At 56.4% G+C, this 19,518-nt stretch carries 15 protein-coding genes; 5 read left to right on the plus strand and 10 right to left on the minus strand.

Annotation, left to right across the window (positions count from 1 at the left end; translation table 11 throughout):
- The first annotated feature begins 148 nt into the window (after positions 1-148).
- A complete protein-coding gene (locus FE784_RS06970) occupies positions 149-844 on the plus strand; it encodes a response regulator transcription factor (protein ID WP_139601423.1) in 696 nt (231 codons plus the stop codon).
- Entirely contained in the window at positions 834-2,378 is a 1,545-nt protein-coding gene (locus FE784_RS06975; RefSeq protein ID WP_139601424.1) for a HAMP domain-containing sensor histidine kinase, read from the plus strand. The genes FE784_RS06970 and FE784_RS06975 overlap by 11 nt, the downstream gene beginning before the upstream one ends.
- A gap of 14 nt (positions 2,379-2,392) precedes the next feature.
- Here the strand turns inward: FE784_RS06975 and FE784_RS06980 are convergent, their stop codons facing one another.
- From FE784_RS06980 to FE784_RS06995, 4 genes are all read right to left on the minus strand, one after another.
- The gene (locus tag FE784_RS06980; RefSeq protein WP_246131933.1) at positions 2,393-2,548 is read right to left on the minus strand and encodes a helix-turn-helix domain-containing protein; all 156 of its coding nucleotides are present in this window, start codon (positions 2,546-2,548) and stop codon (positions 2,393-2,395) included.
- Positions 2,549-2,963: 415 nt separating this feature from the next.
- Positions 2,964-4,970: a methyl-accepting chemotaxis protein gene (locus FE784_RS06985; RefSeq protein ID WP_139601425.1), complete on the minus strand. Its 2,007-nt coding sequence runs from the start codon at positions 4,968-4,970 to the stop codon at positions 2,964-2,966.
- 566 nt (positions 4,971-5,536) lie between these two features.
- Entirely contained in the window at positions 5,537-6,145 is a 609-nt protein-coding gene (locus tag FE784_RS06990) for a PadR family transcriptional regulator (protein WP_342779077.1), read from the minus strand.
- A gap of 25 nt (positions 6,146-6,170) precedes the next feature.
- A complete protein-coding gene (locus FE784_RS06995; RefSeq protein ID WP_139601427.1) occupies positions 6,171-7,697 on the minus strand; it encodes an MDR family MFS transporter in 1,527 nt (508 codons plus the stop codon).
- Positions 7,698-7,901: 204 nt separating this feature from the next.
- Between FE784_RS06995 and FE784_RS07000 the strand changes: the two genes are divergently transcribed.
- The 3 genes from FE784_RS07000 to FE784_RS07010 all read left to right on the plus strand — a co-directional run bounded on the left by FE784_RS07000 (position 7,902) and on the right by FE784_RS07010 (position 10,464).
- Positions 7,902-8,297, plus strand: a complete 396-nt coding sequence (locus FE784_RS07000; protein ID WP_139601428.1) for a VOC family protein — start codon at positions 7,902-7,904, stop codon at positions 8,295-8,297.
- A gap of 342 nt (positions 8,298-8,639) precedes the next feature.
- On the plus strand, positions 8,640-9,542 hold the full coding sequence (locus FE784_RS07005) for a LysR family transcriptional regulator (protein ID WP_139601429.1): 903 nt from the start codon (positions 8,640-8,642) through the stop codon (positions 9,540-9,542).
- Between the two features lie 115 nt (positions 9,543-9,657).
- Positions 9,658-10,464 carry a histidinol-phosphatase gene (locus tag FE784_RS07010; protein WP_139601430.1) on the plus strand — a complete coding sequence of 269 codons (807 nt, stop codon included), beginning with the start codon at positions 9,658-9,660 and terminating at the stop codon, positions 10,462-10,464.
- A 209-nt stretch (positions 10,465-10,673) separates the two neighbouring features.
- Here the strand turns inward: FE784_RS07010 and FE784_RS07015 are convergent, their stop codons facing one another.
- Genes FE784_RS07015 through FE784_RS07040 form a run of 6 tightly spaced genes read right to left on the minus strand, consistent with a single transcriptional unit; the run spans position 10,674 to position 19,338 of the window.
- Positions 10,674-11,996, minus strand: a complete 1,323-nt coding sequence (locus tag FE784_RS07015) for an ABC transporter substrate-binding protein (protein WP_176706010.1) — start codon at positions 11,994-11,996, stop codon at positions 10,674-10,676.
- 34 nt (positions 11,997-12,030) lie between these two features.
- The gene (locus FE784_RS07020) at positions 12,031-14,190 is read right to left on the minus strand and encodes a tail fiber domain-containing protein (protein ID WP_139601432.1); all 2,160 of its coding nucleotides are present in this window, start codon (positions 14,188-14,190) and stop codon (positions 12,031-12,033) included.
- Between the two features lie 51 nt (positions 14,191-14,241).
- Positions 14,242-15,573, minus strand: a complete 1,332-nt coding sequence (locus FE784_RS07025; RefSeq protein WP_139601433.1) for an ABC transporter substrate-binding protein — start codon at positions 15,571-15,573, stop codon at positions 14,242-14,244.
- Between the two features lie 30 nt (positions 15,574-15,603).
- Entirely contained in the window at positions 15,604-16,815 is a 1,212-nt protein-coding gene (locus FE784_RS07030) for a hypothetical protein (RefSeq protein ID WP_139601434.1), read from the minus strand.
- Positions 16,816-16,848: 33 nt separating this feature from the next.
- Positions 16,849-18,105, minus strand: coding sequence for a DegT/DnrJ/EryC1/StrS family aminotransferase (locus FE784_RS07035; RefSeq protein WP_139601435.1), 1,257 nt, complete (start codon positions 18,103-18,105; stop codon positions 16,849-16,851).
- A 21-nt stretch (positions 18,106-18,126) separates the two neighbouring features.
- Positions 18,127-19,338 carry a hypothetical protein gene (locus tag FE784_RS07040; protein ID WP_139601436.1) on the minus strand — a complete coding sequence of 404 codons (1,212 nt, stop codon included), beginning with the start codon at positions 19,336-19,338 and terminating at the stop codon, positions 18,127-18,129.
- Positions 19,339-19,518: the final 180 nt, after the last annotated feature.

A 19,518-nucleotide genomic window follows, 5' to 3' on the forward strand; every position in this document is an offset into this window, starting at 1 on the left:
TATAAATTGTATGGGTTTAAGAATTACTTAAGAACTGGGACTGAAGTTTCTTAAGAAATGGCCTTTATAATGAGGTTCAGCCGTTTTAATATGCCAGCTTGCTATGGTATCCTTTTAACGCGACGATTACGAATGGAGACGATTGTCTATGGCACAGGAGACCTTGCTCCTTGTTGACGACGAAAAAGAAATATTGGATTTGCTGGAAATTTATTTGAAGAACGAAGGCTATGTCCTGCTCCGGGCTTCCAACGGCGCGGAAGCGCTGGATGTGCTCAAGCAGCGCGAGGTCGACCTTATTATCCTCGACATCATGATGCCGCGCATGGACGGCATTCAGGCATGCATGCGCATCCGCGAGGAGAAGAACATGCCGATCATCATGCTGTCGGCCAAAAGTCAGGATATGGACAAAATTATGGGACTCAGCACCGGCGCGGACGATTACATGACGAAACCGTTCAACCCGCTCGAGCTGGTCGCCAGAGTCAAATCGCAGCTTCGCCGCTACAAACGGCTGAACGTCGCGGCGCCCCGGCTGGAGGAAGAAATCGAGATCGACGAGCTCGTCATCAACACCGCTACGCACGAGGTGCGAGTCGAAGGCCGCGAGGTCCGATTGACGCCGCGGGAATTCGCCATTCTGGAGCTGCTCGCCCGCAACCGGGGACTCGTCTTCAGCATCGAGAAAATATACGAGTCGGTGTGGAACGAGACGTTCTACGAATCGGACAATACGGTGATGGTCCATATCCGCAAAATACGCGAGAAGCTGGAGACGACGCCGCGTCAGCCGAAATATATTAAAACGGTGTGGGGGGTCGGCTACAAAATTGAAAAGTAGGTCGCTATTCAACCCCATGCACTGGGTGTCCGTCCTGCTCGGATTTATTCGCGACGTGTACATGTTCGTACATCGGCACATCGAATCGAGCATCCGGATGCAGCTTATACTGACGTTCGTCTTCTGCGTATTGGCCGCCCTGATCGTCCGAAGCGCGACAAGCCCGCTGTTCGCCAACGCCAACCAATACCCGACGATCGATTATTCGGCCGGCGTTCATGAAATCGATTCGAGGGCGCGGTCGATCCTGAACGACATCAACAACGACTACAGCGCCGAGGAACGATCGGGGCGCAGCGGCTCGGCCGTGGCCGTGGCAACCTCGGAACAGCGGATTACCGACATTATATCCAGATACAACCAGTGGAATCCGAATATGAAAATATTGCTGCTCGATCTCGACGGCAGAGTCCTGTTCAAATCGGCCAACGCTACCGAAAGCAAGGTCGATCTGCACAGCATCATCCGCAATGCGATGGACGCGCGGATCAACGACAGACGATATCAAAATCAAGAATATTCCAGCTTTTATCCGCTCGATTTGCAAAATGCGAAAGCTTACCTGGTAGTGTCCGGCATGCCTTCCCCCAGCATCGTCTATATGAAGGGGGGCAAAAGCCCGATGCCCATGCTGCTCGCCTTTATCGCCTTTATTTTCCTGTTCTTCTGGATTACGAAAAGAAAAATGAAATATATCGGCGAGCTTGCCCACGGACTGCGCGAAATTTCCAAAGGGAATTTGCATTACCGCGTGCCCGCGAGAAGCCGGGACGAGCTCGGCTCGCTGGCCGACAGCATCAACCGGATGACGGTCGAGCTGCAGCAGACGCTCGAGGAGGAGCGCCGGGCGGAAGCGACGAAGAACGAGCTGATCACGAACGTCTCGCACGACCTGCGCACGCCGCTGACGCTTATTATGGGTTATTTGAGGCTGCTGAAGGACAGAAATTACGAATCGGATACGCAAGCCGACTCGTACGTCAATATCGCCTACGGCAAATCGGAGAAGCTGAAAAGCTTGATCGACGACCTGTTCGAATATACGAAGCTTTCCAACAAGGGCGACACGCTGAAGCTCGATACGGTATGCATCAACGAGCTGCTCGAGCAGCTGCTCGAGGAAATGGTCAGCTATGCGGAGGAGAACGAGCTGAGCATCGTCCGCGCTTTCCCTCCCGAGAAGCTGAGAGTAACGGTGGACGCCGACAAGATGATCCGGGTGTTCGACAATCTGCTGACGAACGCGGTCAAATACAGCCGCAAGCCCGGAACGATCCGGGTGCTCCTGTTCCGCGAAGCCGACTATGTCACCGTGCGCATCAGCAATAACGGCACGCCGCTTACGCAGCAGGACGTGGACCGGCTGTTCGACCGGTTTTACCGGATCGACCCGTCCCGCTCGTCGGAAACCGGCGGCTCCGGCCTCGGTCTCGCCATCGCCAAGAGTATTATCGATTACCACGGCGGCGACATTTGGGCGGAATGCGAAGGAGACGAGATCCGTTTCTGGGTGCGGTTGAAGCTCGCGGAATGAACATGACGGGACAATCATCCTTGCAGCTTTATTCTCGGATATTTTCCCGGGGGCATTCCGTACTCTTTCGTAAATACCCGGGTAAAGTAGTATACGTTCCCGAATCCGCATTCCTCGGCTATTTGCTCGAGGGCCAAAAGGGAACAAAAAGTTCCGCTATTCTTCGTCACGGCACTCCGAAATTGGCTTAGCGGAACAATCAGTTCCGCTAACGGCGTCTCGGGTCCCGTAAAACCGGCTTTTTCACGAAATAGAGGAAAAAATCGTTCCGTTAAAGCCCGTTTTGCCGCCTTCGGAAGCGGATAGCGGAACTTTTTGTTCCGCTTCCGTTTCCGTTCCCTTCTTCCGGCGCCCCGTTGGCCCGTACACCCATAGTGGCTTCTTCATCCGTTTTCTCGATGGCGCGGTTGCTTCCGGTCAAGCGAAGTTCTGAAACGCCCTACTAAACCAGGCCGTTCCGAATTTGCTCGCAAAGAGCTGTCCCAAAAGTGTTGGCATGATACGGGAACGTTCCAATTTTCAAACGAAAGGACCTCAGATTCCACTACAAAGTAGGGGGCTGAGGTCCTTTTCCTCGAAGCTTGCCTATACCTCGAACAAATTCACTTCCGCCTGAAGCTGGCTCATATGGCGGTTCAACAGCCGGGCTTTTCCGTTCATCTCCTCGATTTGACGCAGCTGCGAATCGACGCCAGCCAATATTTCCTCGGAGCTCGCCGCCGTTTGCTGGGACGCCGCCGATATCGCCTCGATCATTTCCACGATGCCGTTTTTCTTCTCTTCCATCCGCGCCATGCCGCCCGACAGCTCCCCGATCAATCCGTCCATCTGGGCCAGCGCCAGCTTCATCGCGCCGAACGCATCCCTCGTCGTGCCGGCGAACCGCTCCTGGCTGTCCGTCTGGCGGACGGCTCCATCCATCGCCAGGACGGTCTCGTTCGTGGACAAATGCACCTTATGGAGCAGCTCGCGGATCCGCTCGGCCGAATCGTTCGCCTGGTCCGCCAGCTTGCGAACCTCCGACGCCACGACCGCGAACCCTTTGCCGTGCTCCCCGGCCCTCGCCGCTTCGATGGAAGCATTCAACGCCAGCAGCCCGGTCTGCTGGGAGATCGCCGTTATCGCCTCGGCCATCTCGCCGACCGATTCGAGCTCCTTGCGCAGCTTTTCCAGACTGAGGCCCGCGTCGCGCACGATTCCGGCATTTTCGCCGATCGATTCGATCAGCTCGCCCACCGCTTCGCCGCCTCTTTCCCCGTTATGCCGCAGCTCGCGATTGCTTTCCTCCAGCACGGCGGTTTGCCTCCGGTATATATCGATAATGCCGGCAAGCTCGTGCACGCTGTTCAGTCCTTGCTCTACTTCTACCGCTTGGCGGGCCGTCGCTTCGGCAACCTGCTCCATCGTCGAATTCATCTCGCGGGAAATTTCCATAGTCCGGGTCGAGAGCCGGTCGATATCGTCCGCCTCCCGCGTACTGTTCCCGGTCGTTCCCTTCACTTCGGTGACGATAGCCCGTATTTTGCCCATAAAGCGGTTCATCGCCGCGGACAACTCGCCGACCTCGTCCTTGGAGCCGACCGGAAGCTGCCGCGTCAAATCGCCTTCGCCTTGACTCAGCTCGTTCATCGCGGTCTTCAGCCCGTCCAAGCGGCGGAACTGGCGCCCGACAACGAGAAACAGCACCGCTCCGCTGATCAGGCTGGCGAGCGCTACGCACAGAACGGTTTTCCACAAAATGCGGTTTAGCACCTCGGTCGACATGGCCAGTACGAGCCCTTGCCCGCTGCTCAGTGGGGATACGTAGTACGTCGCCTTTCGGGAATCGTAAGAGGACGCCTCGGATAGCCGTTCTTTGGATTGCAAGCTCGTCTTGGCAAGCTCTCCGATAGGCGCATCCAACTGCCGAACCGACTCGTCGCTGGCAAATACGAGGCTTCCGTCAGCATTCACGATACCCGCGAACAGCACCTCGTCTCCGACGCGTTCCTTCAGCTCCATGATAAGCGGCTTGGCGCCGATCTTGCTCTCCAGCTCGGTCAGCTTGGCGCCGTCCCGGCCGACTTGGACGATGCGCGGCGCAGTCCAGCCGCCGACTCCGACATATTTGTACACCTTCGGATCGATCGTTCGGGGTTGTGCCGGCTGCACGACCGTCTCCTTCGTCTTGGAGATCAGCTCCATGAACTCGTACGCCTGCTGCTTCGGATCGGCTGCGAAGTTGAATTTGACGTCCGGACCGGCATTCGTCAATATCGCCTCTCCCTTGCCGTCGGTCACCCAAATATCGTCGATGCCGGCGCGCTTGGCCAGTGCGGATATTTGCTCGTAGTTCAAGCCTCTCTCCACCAAATTGGAGATAAGAGCGGCCTGGCCGATCATCTCCTTCTCCATGACCTCCTCCGCCGTCTTGCGCGCATACAAGGCGTTCTCTATGCCGATCATCGCAACCTCGAGTGCAGCGAATCCTTTGCGCTGGATACTGTCGGCCGTTTCCCGGTAATTGATCCATCCCATCGCGGCCGATACGAGACAGATCACGATCAACACCGGCCATATGATTTTGTATTTTATCGAACTCGCATTCCCCACGTATACAGCCTCCGTCGTCCTAATTTGTCGATTCAACAGGAATAATCATCCATGCCCCCTCATTATAGCACGCTGGAAATCTAGGACAAAAGTCTTATACTAGACGAAAATTCGTAGATTTGTCGATTTTCGTTGCAAATATAGAATTCATAAATAGTGCACATTCCAGCCTTATCCCCGCGAAATTCTCCCCCCAGCCGTCCAATAGTGCTCATACAGACGTTATTAGCTCAGCAGCAGGGACAAAAGCCGTCAAAATGGGCTTGAACGCGTGCAATAGTGCACATTCCAGCCTAATCCCCGCGAAACTCTCCTCCCAGCCGTCGAATAGTGCTTATACCGACGTTATCAGCTCAGCAGCAGGGACAAAAGCCGTCAAAATGGGCTTGAACGCGTGCAATAGTGCACATTCCAACCTTATCCCCGCGAAATTCTCCCCCCAGCCGTCCAATAGTGCTCATACCGACGTTATCAGCTCAGCCGGAGTACTGATGTTCCGATTGGCCTCGGTTTCCGCGCAACAAAAAAGAACGATCCCCGCAAGTATCGTTCTTCCTCGCTTCACGCTAACTATTCTCCGGATCCCGACCGCCTGCATCCGGGCTCGTCCCGGACGGCGGATATGCCTCGATCGGCGTCCCGATTTCGTATAATCGTCCGTCCTCGGCATCGCGTATCAGTCTCCTCAGCCAGTCGGCGGTGGTCAAGCCATGCTCGTACCCGCTGATCATCAGGTGAAGCACCCCGCGCGGCACGATCGGAATGTGCTCCTCGTACACCTGCCTCATCCGTTCCGTTCTTTGCTCGACCAGCTCGAGCTTGCGCCTGAGCACCGCGGCGATCTGCATCGGATCGCCGTAATGGCAGAACGGCAGAGCCGTATGCATCGGATGATGATATGGCGCGTCGGCCTCCATTTGCTCCAGCAGCAATGTCTGGAACGATGCTTTTCCCGCTTCCGTGATCCGGTATATCGTCTTGTCCGGCCGGTTCGAATCGCGCACGACTTCGACCGTCTCGATCATGCCGTCCTTCTTGAGCTGATCGATCGCGTAATAGAGCGAGCCGTCCTTCATCTTCATGAACCGGTGCATTTCCCGTTCGATCATTTTTTGCCGGATTTCGTACGGATGGCTGTCGCCTTCCATCAATAAGCCCAATATGACGAGTCTCATCGACACTTTGCATCACCTGAATAGGTTATACGTGCGATGACGGTGCCGGTTCCGTTTTTACCGACGGTTTCCCGACCTCCATTTTCGCCTTCCCCATCAGCAGGATCAGCGCGACGGCGAGGATGACGAACAAGGTCGACCATTGGAACACGTAAGCGATCGAGTCGGCGAGCGCCGCGATCAGCTTGTCGAGCACGGGCTCCGGAATCGTTTTCTTCACCTCCGGCTGCAGCAGCACCTGAGCGTTCGGAATTTTGTCGGCAAACGCCGGGTCGGCTATAGCCGCCATTTTATCACGGAGCGCGTCGTTCTGCAGCGAGCCGAACACGGTTACTCCGATAGCCGAGCCGATCGTCCGGAAGAAGCCGACGAGCGAGCTGACGACTCCGCGGCGGTTCGCCTCCACTTTATGCAAGGAAGAAATCGACGTTACCGGAAATGCTACCCCGATGCCGAGTCCCATCAACACCATGTAGGACGTTATGATCCAGCGCGGCGTTTCGATATCGATCGTGCCGAGCAGAATGACCGCAGCCAAAATGAGCACACCCGATCCGATCATAATATTGCGGTAAGACAGCTTCCCGATAAACCGGCCGCCGATGGCGCTGGAAGCGACAACCCCCAGCATCATCGGCGTCAAGACCGTGCCCGAGTTGGTCGCCGAGCCTCCGAAAACGCCTTGGATGAACAGCGGAATATAGGAAGCTCCCGCAATCATGATCGCCCCGTACAAAAAGCTGATGCCCATGCTCGACGAGAACAATCGGTTGCGGAACAGTCCGAGCGGTACGATCGGGTCCGCCACCTTCGTCTCCGTCACAAGGAACAGAACGAACAAGACGGCAAACGCGGCGAACAACGAGACGATTTGCCACGATCCCCAGGCGTATTCCTTGCCGCCCAGCTCCAACGCGAACATAATGGCCAACACCGCTGCGGCCAGCGTCACGGTACCGAGCCAGTCGATGCGCTGCTTCCGGTGACTGAGCGATTCGTGATAAGCGCGCAGAAGCAGGATGAACGACAGGATGCCGAGCGGCAGGTTGATGTAGAAGCACCAGCGCCAGTTCAAGTAATCGGTGAAATAAGCGCCCGCCAGCGGTCCGAATACGCTGGATATGCCGAAAACCGCGCCGAACAGTCCTTGCATCTTGCCCCGTTTCTCCGGCGGGAAAATGTCGAATACGATCGTAAACGTAATCGGCATAAGCGCTCCGCCGCCTATCCCCTGAATGGCGCGGTAAATGATCAGCTGCAGCATGGAGTCCGCGGTACCGCATAAGGCGGAGCCGATCATAAACACGGTCAACCCCGACAAATAAAACAGCTTGCGGCCGTACATGTCGGACAGCTTGCCGAAGATCGGCATCGCCGTGACGCTGGCGATCAAGTAGGCCGAGTACACCCAGACGAATTTGTCCAGGCCGCCCAGCTCGCCCATGATCGTCGGCATGGCGGTCGACACGATCGTCTGATCGAGCGACGCCAGCAGCAGGCCGAGCATCAGCCCGACGATCGTAAGCTTCATGTTGGATCGGTTCGGATTCATTTCGCTTCATCCCTCATTTAGGTTCGGATTATTTCCATATACACAAATTATTATATTCAAATTTGAGTAAGTTTCAAGATGATTTTAGGAAATGTTTTCTAGCCGGCACTTTTCCTGCCGACCCGTTAAAGGTACAATAGACGAGACGACTTACGGAACAGTCTGCGGACTGATTTTTGCTTTATCGGGAGGAGACATCTTACAATGGCAGTACGCAAAATCGAACATGTGGGCATTATGGTAAAAGACATGGAAGCCTCGATCGCCTTCTATCGGGACGTCCTGGGGCTTGTGCTGCTGGGCTCGCTCGATCACGGCAACGGAACGGTCAAGCTGGCCTTTCTCGGCACTCCCGGAGCGGAGGAAACCCAGGTGGAGCTGGTCGAAGGCTATAACGGGGGGCTGCCGGCCGAAGGCAAAGTGCACCATATCGCCTTCACGGTTGACAACCTGGATGCGGAAATCGAGCGAATCGACAAGCTCGGCATCACGTTTATCGACCCGGACATTACGACGCTTCCGAATGGGGCGAGATACCGGTTTTTTTACGGACCCGACGGGGAATGGCTGGAATTGTTCGAGCCGGCGGCCGCGAAGTAAGCGGCTAGCTGCGGCTATGCGGTGACTATTCGAGAGGAATGGTCAGGATAACGGACACCACAGATCTTATTGCGTGCAACGAGGCGCTTCGATAATTATGAAGAGGATCTGCTCGAACTATTTATTTGCAATACCGGCTTAGGCGATTAAAGGGTTGCCTTGCTCGAATCAAAAATTCGCTGTATTCTATATCGAAGCATTGCTCCATAGCTGTATCGCTTTAGCGCACTTAAACCCATTCTAATAAATATTCCTCCCCGAAAACTGAGGAGAAACGCACCGGGGCCGACAGCAAATCGCTGACGATTTGCCAAGCCGGGTCTCACGGAAAGGAGAGTTGCCGTGAACATCAACCAGTTGGAAACGCTGGTGACCATATCCAAAACGATGAGCTTCCGCAAAGCCGGAGAGCTGCTCAATTTGACGCAGCCGGCCGTATCCGCTCAAATCAAAAGCCTGGAGGAAGAATTCCGGACGGTGCTGGTCGATCGCAACCAGCCGGTGACGCTCACGGACAGCGGCATGGTGTTCCTGGAGCATGCGGAGCGCATCCTGCAGACGGTCGAAGACCTGAAGCAAAGGCTGGACGACCTGAACCATACGCCGCAGGGCCATATTCATCTCGGCACGACGACGTCGATCGCGATGCAAATATTGCCGCGGGTGCTCTCGTATTTTCAAAACCAATACCCGCTGATCAAAACGTCGATCCACTCGATGACTTCGTCGCAAATTATGGCCAGCGTAGACAACGGAACGCTCGACATCGGCATAGGCTATTTGTTCGAGAAGCATCCCGGTCTGGAGACGTCCATCCTGTATTACGACACGTTCGAGCTGGTCGTATCGCCGATGCACCCGCTCGCCAGGCTGTCGCATACGACGGTTGACGCACTGAAGGACATTCCTTTCATTATGCTGTCGCCGGAGACGGCAGGCAGACGCTTCGCCGATCAAGTGTTCCACAACTATAAAATCGAGCCGCCGATCGTCATGGAGCTGTCTAGCAGCGAGGAAGTGAAGCGGATGGTCGAGCTGAACCTCGGGGCGGCCATCATCTCGAAGCTGTCGATCGCGGGCGAGCTGCGCCTCGGCACGCTGAAGATGATTCAAGTGAACGAGTTGGAGCTCACCCACCCGATCGGCGTCATTACGAAGGCCGGCAAATATATGAATTCGGCGATGCATCAGTTTCTGCAGGACTTGAAAGGCATGCCCGAAACAAATTTCCTCGGCTCGGAATAAGGCGGAAGGTACGCGCGCGGAGTGAGCCGCGGTCCGTTTGGATACAATAAGGCAATAGGCAACGTAGTGGTTACGATGCAAGTTTTGCTCGGCAAAACATATAGGAGGACGCAACATGAAATTCGATTTGCATACCCATCACGACCGATGCGGACATGCCGAAGGAACGATCCGCGACTATATCGACTCGGCGGTCGCACAGGGCTTACAGGTTATCGGCATATCGGACCATTCGCCGTATTTCGCGGAGCCGGAGGAACAGCCCTGGCCCGGCATCGCCATGGCCAAAAGCGAATTCGCGCGCTACGTGTCGGAAGTATTGAAGCTGAAAGAGGAATACAGGGGCCGGATCGAGGTACTGCTCGGGGTGGAATCGGACTTTTTCCCCGAGCATATCGACACATACGCAAAAATTTACGAGCAATATCCGTTCGACTATGTAATCGGATCGGTGCACAAATCGGACGGGATCAGCATCTTTAACAAAAACCGCTGGAAGCATATGAAGGACGCCGAGAAATTGCGGCAAAAGGAATTGTATTACGATTTGATCCGCCAGTCCGCGCAAAGCGGCCTGTTTCAGATTCTCGGCCATATCGACGCGATGAAAGCATACTATCCCGAATTTTCCGGCATTCAAACGGCGGCGATCGAGGAAACGCTCCGCATCATCGGCCAGAACAAGATGGCGATCGAGATCAATACGTCCGGCAAAATGAAAGATTGCGGCGGCTGGTATCCGGCGAACGACATTCTCGAGCGCGCCCACCATTACGGCGTCTCCGTTACATTCGGCTCGGACGCCCACGTTCCCGGACGGGTCGGAGACGAGTTCGAGGAAGTGAAGCGCTTACTGAAAAGCATCGGCTACAAGGAATGGGTGTTTTTCCGTCAAAAGCAGCGGATCGCGGTAGAGCTGTAACGCTAACGGAGTAATGCCTTCCGTACTCAGTGAGTCGGCCCGCATTTTTGTTACACAAATGAAATATTTCTGTTATGTTCCCATAACGTAAACGGGGTATTATAGATAGCAAGACCCCCTTTTTAATATAAACCTTTTGGTGAAGCCCCTTGTCCCGTTGACAAGGGGCCTTTTTTTGCGCCCGTCGGCCGGGCAAGCCTCAAATTCAATTACGGCTTGGCCGTCGCTGCCTCGATCGCCTGAATTTGTTTGTTGACCCGTTCGGCCGCTTCGCGAAGCGCCGTGTTCACGTCCTTATTGTCGAACACGATGTCCTTTATGACGGTGTTGAATTCGCCGATCGCGTTTCCGTTATATTTGTTTACCGAGCCGGCCGGAGCGTATTTGTCCGGCTGGAACGCCTTGACGTTTTTCCCGGCATACACCGGATTGTTCTGACCGAACGTTTGCCGGAGCGATTTGTTGCTCGAGGCAGTCAGGAACTTGCCCTCCTTCAGCCGCGCCGCCTGGTATTCCTCGCTCGTCAAATAAGCGATCGCTTCGAAAGCCTGGTCCTTGTGCGGACTCATCGACGTTACGAAAAAATAGGTCGGGTACGCCTGCGGCCCGACATCGGGCTTATCCTTGAACACCGGAAACGAAGCCAAATCCCAGTTCAGGTTCCCGAGCTCCTGAGGCGTATGCAGCGCGGTCAGGGCGAGGAACATCGCCACCGTCCGGTCTTTGAAGAAACGATTCCGTTCGTGCGGCTCCGATATTTGCTTCGATTGGATGCCGGCAAAGCCGGGCAGCTTGTAGAACCGGATCAAATTATCGGCGAAAGCATTCCATCTCGGGTCAGTGTCGAACGTCGATTTTTTGGAATCCGTCAGCACGAGGGGAATCGAGAGCTGGTTCATCATCGCCAGATGGCCGTGGGACGATCCCAATCCGTAATAAGCCGCCCCGGCATCGGTGCGGGTAAGCGTTTTGCCGAGATCGTACAACTGATCCCAGGTCATGCCGTCCTTCGGATACGGGACGCCGAATTTATCGAAGATGTCCTTGTTGTAGTAGATCGCGGAAGGCGGCGTATAGACCGGCAGCCCGTACATCCCCTTCCCGCCGGCGAGCTGCTTCGCGATGTCCACCATCGTCGGCTCGAGCTGACCCAGATTGTATTGAAACGTTTTGAGCTGCGGAGTAATATCGTATTCCAGCTTGTTCTCGATCAAATGGGTCGGACTTGCTCCGATGGAAGCGAACAAAATGTCGATCGTCTGCCCCGCTGCCAGCAGCTCCGGAATTTTGCCGCCGGCCAAATAGTTGATCTTGATGTGCGGAAACTTGCTCATGATCGGCTGGCCGAACGTTTTCATGAACTCCTCCTCGGGCCAATCCGCCGGAAAAGGAAAGTAGACGGATAGATCGACCGGATCCTTCGGAATCGGAGCCGGATCGTTCCCGGCTGCCGGAGCCTCCTTGCCCGTTCCGCATCCGGACAGAAGAAGAGCCGCGCCCAGCAGCGCTCCCGCCAATTGTTTGCTCGCCATTGCGTATATCCCCCTTTTTGTTCGTACGGCAAAACTACAGCCCCGCCTTCGCGAGACGCTCCTCCAATCGCTCGAGGCGCTCCCAGCATTGCTGAATCGAGCGGACGACCGGCGGAATAAACTCGTCGTACCCGAGCGTCTGCACATCCTCGCCGCCGCCGATCCGATGATCCTGATACCCTCCGAAGTCGAAGCCCAGCTTGTCGCACAATGCCTTGACTTCCTGAGCGATGAACCAGTGGTGATACCGGGAACGCTTCTTCGAGCCGTCCTTCGGATATTCGGTCGTATTGCCGTTCGCATCGGTAACCCGGTAGTCGTCGCGCAAATCCCAGCGGCCGTCCACCGGGCGCAGGCCGAGAATAAACTCGATCCCGAGCGCCGTATCGCGGATATCCGCCTTATCGCGCTCGTCGGAACGGTTCTGGACGGTTCCGTATACATAAGTCGTCGTGCCGCTGTTGCCCAATTGAACCTGATTGGAGCCGCTCACCGCCGCCTGATATCCGATAGCCGCGGAATTGGAATACGCTGTCGTGACATTGGTTGCCGGGTTATACGAACCGACCTGCGCTTGCGCGCCCAGCGCCACGCTGTAGCTGCCGTAAGCCTTGGCCTCGTGTCCGACGCTGGTGGAGCCCGTATAGGAATAAGGACCTCCCCCGCCAATATGCGGGCCGCTCATCGATCCGATCGCGACATTCCCGACGCTGCCGATATTGAAGCCGGCCATATACCCGATCGCCACATTGTAGCTGCCATCCTTGTTTCGCTCCAGCGATTTCCAGCCCCACGCGGAATTATAGCTGCCGGTTATGTTAAAAGCGGCCGAGCGAAATCCGCCGATCGTGTTCGCGATCCCGCAAACGTTGGTAGTCAACGTTTTGTAGCCGATCGAAGTGTTCTCCATCCCCTTCTGGCCGAACTTCTGCGCGCTGTAGCCGATCGCCGTGTTGCCGGATCCTTCGCAGAACTGCATCGCCATGTCGCCGACTGCGGTGTTTTCGTCTCCGTCGATCGTGCTCGCCAACGTCCGGGCGCCGATCGCTACATTGTGCGCCCCCTCCGACGTCGTTTTGCCGTCGCCGTTAATGAGTTGAAGCGTCTGGTGATCTCCGAGACCGACAGTACCGTAGTTGCCGTTCGATATTTTGACGCCCCATTGGTCCAGCAGCGTGGAATCGTCGTGACCGACTAGGCCCAGGCCGGAAACGAGCGGCTTGGCGATTTTGATCAGCTCGACGCTGAGAATTTCTCCGCGCCAAGTCGAATGGGTCCCGGTGGATATTTCCAGGGTGACGTTGCCCGACTGGTTCGCTCCGTCTACCGTATTATTCGTCAGCCAGGCGTAAGACCAGACGGAGGCGCTGATCGGCCTGAGCTGCTCGGCTCCGGTGCCGTTCGGCATAACGGCTGCGGACATGTATGCGCCCGCCACCGTCACGCCGTTTTCCTGATACAGCTTCTCGGGACCGTACAAGTCTTTGTTGCCCAGCCGGAAATTGATGACGCCGTCCGCTGCTGTGATCAATTTTACGCGCAGCAGGTACACGGTACGGCGTTCCGCGAAAACGGTCGTTTTGGCGCTGGATGCGCCGGCAACAAGGTGCGTGATCCGGTCGGGCCCGGCGGCTGCGGCAAATCCGCCGAGCGTCCAGCCCGCGGCAGAGCTGGCGAACGTCGGGTTCGCCACCTTGTTGTCCGTGCCGATATCGGCAAAGTCGGATCGCGTAAGCGAATAAGCGCCGGCGGGAAGTATACGTCCGCCAATGAGCGAATCCGACGGCACGATAAACGGTCCGCTGCCCAAATGTCCGCGCATCGCCGCATAAGCGGCCGTATCGTCGGCTATGCCGTCGCACTGCGCCCCGAAATCTTTCAAGCTGACCGTATCGCGCAAAGCTTCGCCGACTGTTCGCTCCGGCGATTCGCCGGAGCGGCGGAAGGCGACGCAATCGGCGTCCAGGATAGGCTCCTCGCAGCCCGTGATTCGTTTCAGCTTGTATACCTCCCCCGTAACCGTCGTCGCTCCGTTCAAACCGCCGGCCAAGCTTTCGTGGATCAGCCCTCCGGATACGACTGCAACGCCCGCCATGCCGATAGACGTCAGCAAACTTCTGCGGCTTATTTTTGCTCCCGATTCTTCATCCGTCCGCTCGATAGGTCCATTCCCGGTTTCCTTGTTGGTATCCATACGAATCCTCCCTTTAAATTGTATTAGGGGAAGCTGTGCGGCGGCTGCGCGTTACTTCGTGCTGATGCTTTGCTCGATCGCTTTGTCCGTACGTTCAACCGCTTCCCTGAAAGACGTGTTCCGATCTTTCGTCCCGAGAGCCGATTGGACGTAAACGCCGACAAGCTGCCCGGCCGCCGTCGGCGCATACCGGGAGTACGGCGATTTCTCCGCATACTTGTCCGGGATCAGCGCCTTAACGTTTTTCCCGCTCAGATCGGGCAAGGAGGAGCCGAACGTGCCCAAGCCGGATTTGTCCTTCAGGATCGTAATCGAGCCCTCCTTGAATAGCTCGGTTTGAACGTGTACCGAGGTCATCTCGGCAGCCGCCAAAAAAGCCGCCTCCCGGTTGCCGCTGGTAGAGGTGACGTACCACATAATGATTTCCGGCTGCGGCCCGACCCCCGGGAGATCCTTGAAGGTCGGATACGAAACGGCAGCCCAGTTGACCGTATCCCCCGTGCTCGCTCTCGGAAAATCCGTAGTCATCATCGTGACCATGGCCAGCGTCTGCTCTTTGCGGAACATATCCCTCGCCTTGTTGTTGTTGATCGTATCGCTCTGCGGGCTGTATTCCGGTATCGTTAAAGGCCGGATCAATTGATCCAAATATTGTTTCATCCGATCGTTGTCAAATACGGCTTTATTCGTCAGCGGATCTACAAGCGGCATGGAGAACGGATTGAACCGGAACGAATTGTTGATCGCGCCGTCCGCGTAGCCCCTGTACACGACTCCGCCGTCTGATCTCGTCAATTTCCTGGACAGGTCGTACAACTGATCCCAGGTCATCCGGTCCGTCGCGTAAGGAACCCCGAACTTGTCGAACAAGCTTTTGTTGTAATACAATGCAAGCGTTTGCAACTGTGTCGGAAGAGCAGGTATTTTGCCCCCGTTATATGTCTTGATATAATTGGCGACGGCCGGTTCTACCTTGTCGAGATCGTATCCGTACAGCTTGATCAGATCGGACGCGTCCGAGTCCAGATTGAATTGCTTCAGTAAGTAAAGCTCGGTCTCCGTGGCATATACGAGATCGATCTTCGTCCCGGAGGCGACCAGTTCCTCCAGCGTTCCGTTCGACCGGTTGAGCACCTTGAACGTCAGATTCGGGTATTTCTTGACGACATATTTTCCTTCGGTTTCCATGAACAGCTGCTGCGTCATGCCCCAAGGGTGGTAAAGCGTCAGCTCCGTCGGCTTGTCGATGGCCGGAGTTTTTGCGGTCGAACGATCGGATGGAGCATCCTCCTTATCCGTCGCCGTCGTTCCGGCGCTGCAGGCGGCTATCGGCATCGACACGGCAAGCCATAACAAAAGCGCTTTCATTTGTTTGCCCGGCATTCATGAAACGCCCCCTTGTTCGGTGGTATATTACTTCGAAGCGGCAACAGGCCGGTACTCGTGCAAATGCCTCAGCAGCTCCGCCGTTTGATCGGTAAACATCTCGCAAGCCCGGTCCGAGTACGGGGTCGTGTTGACTTCGTATCCGACCAGCCCGTCGTGAAACGCGGCCAGCGTCGGCAAATAACCGCTGTACCCGTTGGCGAGACCGGACAAGAGCGTGTACGGAAAAGGGGATTCGCGCGCAATCGGTCCGACGAAGCCATTGAATATTTCTCCGGATACGGATATCAGCACCGCCTGCCCAATCCTCAAACCGTGCAGCGTCATGCTGCAGGAAGGCATATAATAGCCTTCGCGGGTCGGCAATCGGACTGTCTTCTCGGCGCTTCGAAGAGGCAGTCCGCCGATTGCGGACAAGCTGGGGATGGTCCTTACGATGTCTCCGAACAATCGGTGCCCCATCGCTCGGACGTGCGGATAAGTATCTTCCTTCTCCGTTCTATAATGGTCTACCGGACCGACGTCGCCGCAAAAGCCTTGAATAAACAGCGAAACGAATCCGCCGCCGTACCGCTCCTCCAGCTCGTTCATCGCCAGTCCGACAAACTCGCCCGATACTCGCCCGAACGTGTTCATAAGCAGCGTCGGGTGAACGGCGCAGTTCACCATCGCCCCAAGCGGTTCGCTCTCCTCCGTTTCGAACACCAGCACGTGCAAGGAGCGGTCGATCGCGAGCGAATCGTTATGCTGCAGAAAGGGCCGCCGATTGACCGAGACGGTGCATTTCCCCGTGGCGGCCTTCACACGAACGGGCCTTAGCTCTTGCAACATTTCTTTGATTTTGGCGGTTATTCTCGACGTATATTTGCGGTTGAAATAGGTGGGAGCGCTGTGCGTATGGGTCGCTATGACCGTAACGGACGATTCCTCGGCCCCTGCTGCTTTCCCCCACGCCGCTCTCGTTCCTTCGGCGAACGAGGCCGGAAAATAGTTGAACCTGGCCGCATCCCTCGGGTTCACGGCGAGAAACGGAACCTCGCACGTCACGCAACTGTCGGTGCTGATTACGATTTGTCTGGAAAGACCGTCGTCGAGCACGACGATTCTCGCATAAATGTCGTCGAGAATGTCCCTGGCGGGATCGGCGATATTCGCGGTCGTATCGTACCCTTGCAGCGGCGAGTGCTCCTCGGGCGTAATTTTCACTTTACCGAACGCCGCTCTTAGCCTGCTCGTCATTTCGTTCACCTCTCTCGAATCGGATCGACTCTCTCATAGGGAGGCCGCCGTTTTGCGAATCGCCCGAATGACGTCGTCGCAGTCTTCCTCCGACATATGCTGGTGCAGACCGATCGTAATGGCCCGACCCAGCCAGTCGAGCGTAATCGGACACATCTCCGGAGAATATTGCACGTTTCCTTTGTAGCTCGCGCAGTTCCACGGCGTATCCCGCTCGGATGCTCCCCGCTTCTCCATCACATATGTCCAATTTTTGTAAATGTGGCGGTCGGCGAAGCCGTTATTGCCGATCGTACCGTTCGGAATGCCTTCCCGCGACAGCAAATGCGAAAACTGCATTGCCTCGTCGGCCGTAGGCAAATAAAAGACCAGGCTGTACGACACGTCGCCCTGCGGGTCGGGAATCGCCTGAAGCCGGATTTGCGGCAAATCGAGAATTGCTGCCGTAATGGTCGCTTTGATCCGCCGCAGCTTGGAGACAATCGTATCGATCCGCCCCGACTGGGCTAGCGCGAGCGCAGCATTGATCTCGCTCAGCCGGTAGTTTTCCCCGGCAAACGGCGGCTGAACGTTATCCGCATTCATGTCCCAATAGACGAAGGCGGAGTCGTGGTAAATGTTCGCCCGCGCGTATAACGTGTCGTCGTTCGTGACGACCAAGCCGCCTTCCCCCGCCGTAACGAGCTTGTATTGCTGGAAGCTGAAGCAGCCCGCGCGGCCGAACGATCCGAGCGGCCGGCCTTTGTAGGAGCCCCCGTTCGCTTGCGCCACATCCTCGATGACGAGGATGCCGCGTCGCCCGGCGATTTCCATAATCTCGTCCATGCGGCATGGTACGCCGCGCATGTGAACGGGAATGACCGCCTTCGTGTACGGCGTAATCGCCGCCTCGAACGACTGCGGGTCCATCGTCAGCGAATCGTCCGCTTCCACGATGACCGGTACCGCCCTTGCGATCAGTACGGCCGCCGCCGTGGCAATATACGTGTAAGCAGGCACGATCACCTCGTCCCCGGGCCCGACTCCCGCCCCGATCAGAGCGGATACTAGCGCGGAAGTTCCGGAGTTGACGGCCAGCGCGTGCTTCGCGCCGGTACGCCCCCTGTACAGCCGCTCCAGCCGGTACGCCTCGGATTGCTCCTTGTCGGAGCCGAGAAAGCGGAACACCCGCTTCTTCTCCAACACGCCGAGCACGAGTTCCTTCTCTGCTTCCCCGAACTCCTCGGTGCTGAGCATTCCGAATTTCCATGGTTTCGTGCGGACGGGCTTATGTTCGGTTTCTGATTGCATAATCGGATAAGGCCCCTTTCCCTATAAGTCTGATATGTGCAGGCGCAGCTCGCCGAGCAATTGCCCGGCCGCTTGGACGAATGCGGGCGCCGCTTCCGCGTCATATGGCGTCGTATTCATCTCATACCCGCCAAGTCCGTCGCGAAACGCCTCGGCAGTCGGCAAATAACCGGTATACCCGTTGGAAATCCCCGCGAATAACGTGTATGTCGCACAAGAGCGCGGGCGAAGAATGTCGACGTATCCGTTAAATACTTCGCAAGATGCGGAGACGAGCAGCAGCTCTCCGATCCGGAGACCGTACAGCGTTACGGGAATAACCGGCTTGAAATAGCCGGCCCGCGTCGGCAAGTCGACTTTCCGCTCCGCGCTTGCCAGCGGCAGCGCCGCGATCGTCGGCGTTTGTCGGGCAGCGGCTGCGATCGCCGCGATTTCCATATACAGCTCATGACCGAGCCGTCGAACCCACGGGTAAGTGTCGCCGGGTTCGTTCCGGTAATGGCCGTACGGCCCGACATCGCCCGAGAACCCTTGGATGAACAGCGCCGCGAAGCCGTCTCCGCACTCCCGCTCCCATTCTTTCACGGCGAGCCCGACGAATTCGGCGGAAATCCGGTTCATCGGATTCAGAAGCAGCGTCGGGTGTACGGCACAATTGACGATGCTTCCGACGGAGCCGCCTCCCTCGTCCTCGAACACGATGACGTGAAGCGACCTGTCGATCGGCAGCTCGTCATTGTGCTGCAGACGCGGCCGCCTGTTGACCGAAACCGCGGTTTCCCCGGCTGCCGCCCGTACCCTCAGCGGCCGCAATTCGCTCGCCGCCTCCCGAATCGCCTGCTCTATTCTCGCCGTATATTTCGGGCCGAAATGCTCGGGGGCGCTATGCGTATGGGTGGCGTGAACGGATACCGACTGCTCCCCGACGCCCGCTGCCATCCCCCAATTCCGTCTCGTGCCCTCGGGGAACGTCTGCAGCAGGTGACGGTAAATCGGCGCCTTGCCTGAAGGGTCGGCTGCCTGAAATGCGGATTCGTTTGCCAAGCAGCAGTCCACGCTGATAATGACATTGCGCCGCTTTCCGTCATCAAGCACGACAACGCGCGCATACAAATCGTCCAAAATATCCGTCTCCGGATCGGCGATGTGGACGTTCGGATCGTAGCCCTGCAAAGGCGCAATTTCATCGGGAGTCATGAGCACTTTGCGAAATGCTCCCCTCAGCTGTTGCAATGCGATCGCTCCTTTCGTTGCCGAGCGCTGCGGCTCGCCCAATTTAAATCACCACGGAAATTAATCAAGGGTAATCCCCTTTAAATAATTTACTAAGTAAAATATATAACAACAATACCGTTTTGTAAATAAGTTCTTTTCTATCCTATATGTTGAACTAAAGGTTCTAACGTTCATTCC

This window comes from Paenibacillus hemerocallicola (genome assembly GCF_006265175.1).
Classification (GTDB): Bacteria; Bacillota; Bacilli; order Paenibacillales; family NBRC-103111; genus Paenibacillus_AB; species Paenibacillus_AB hemerocallicola.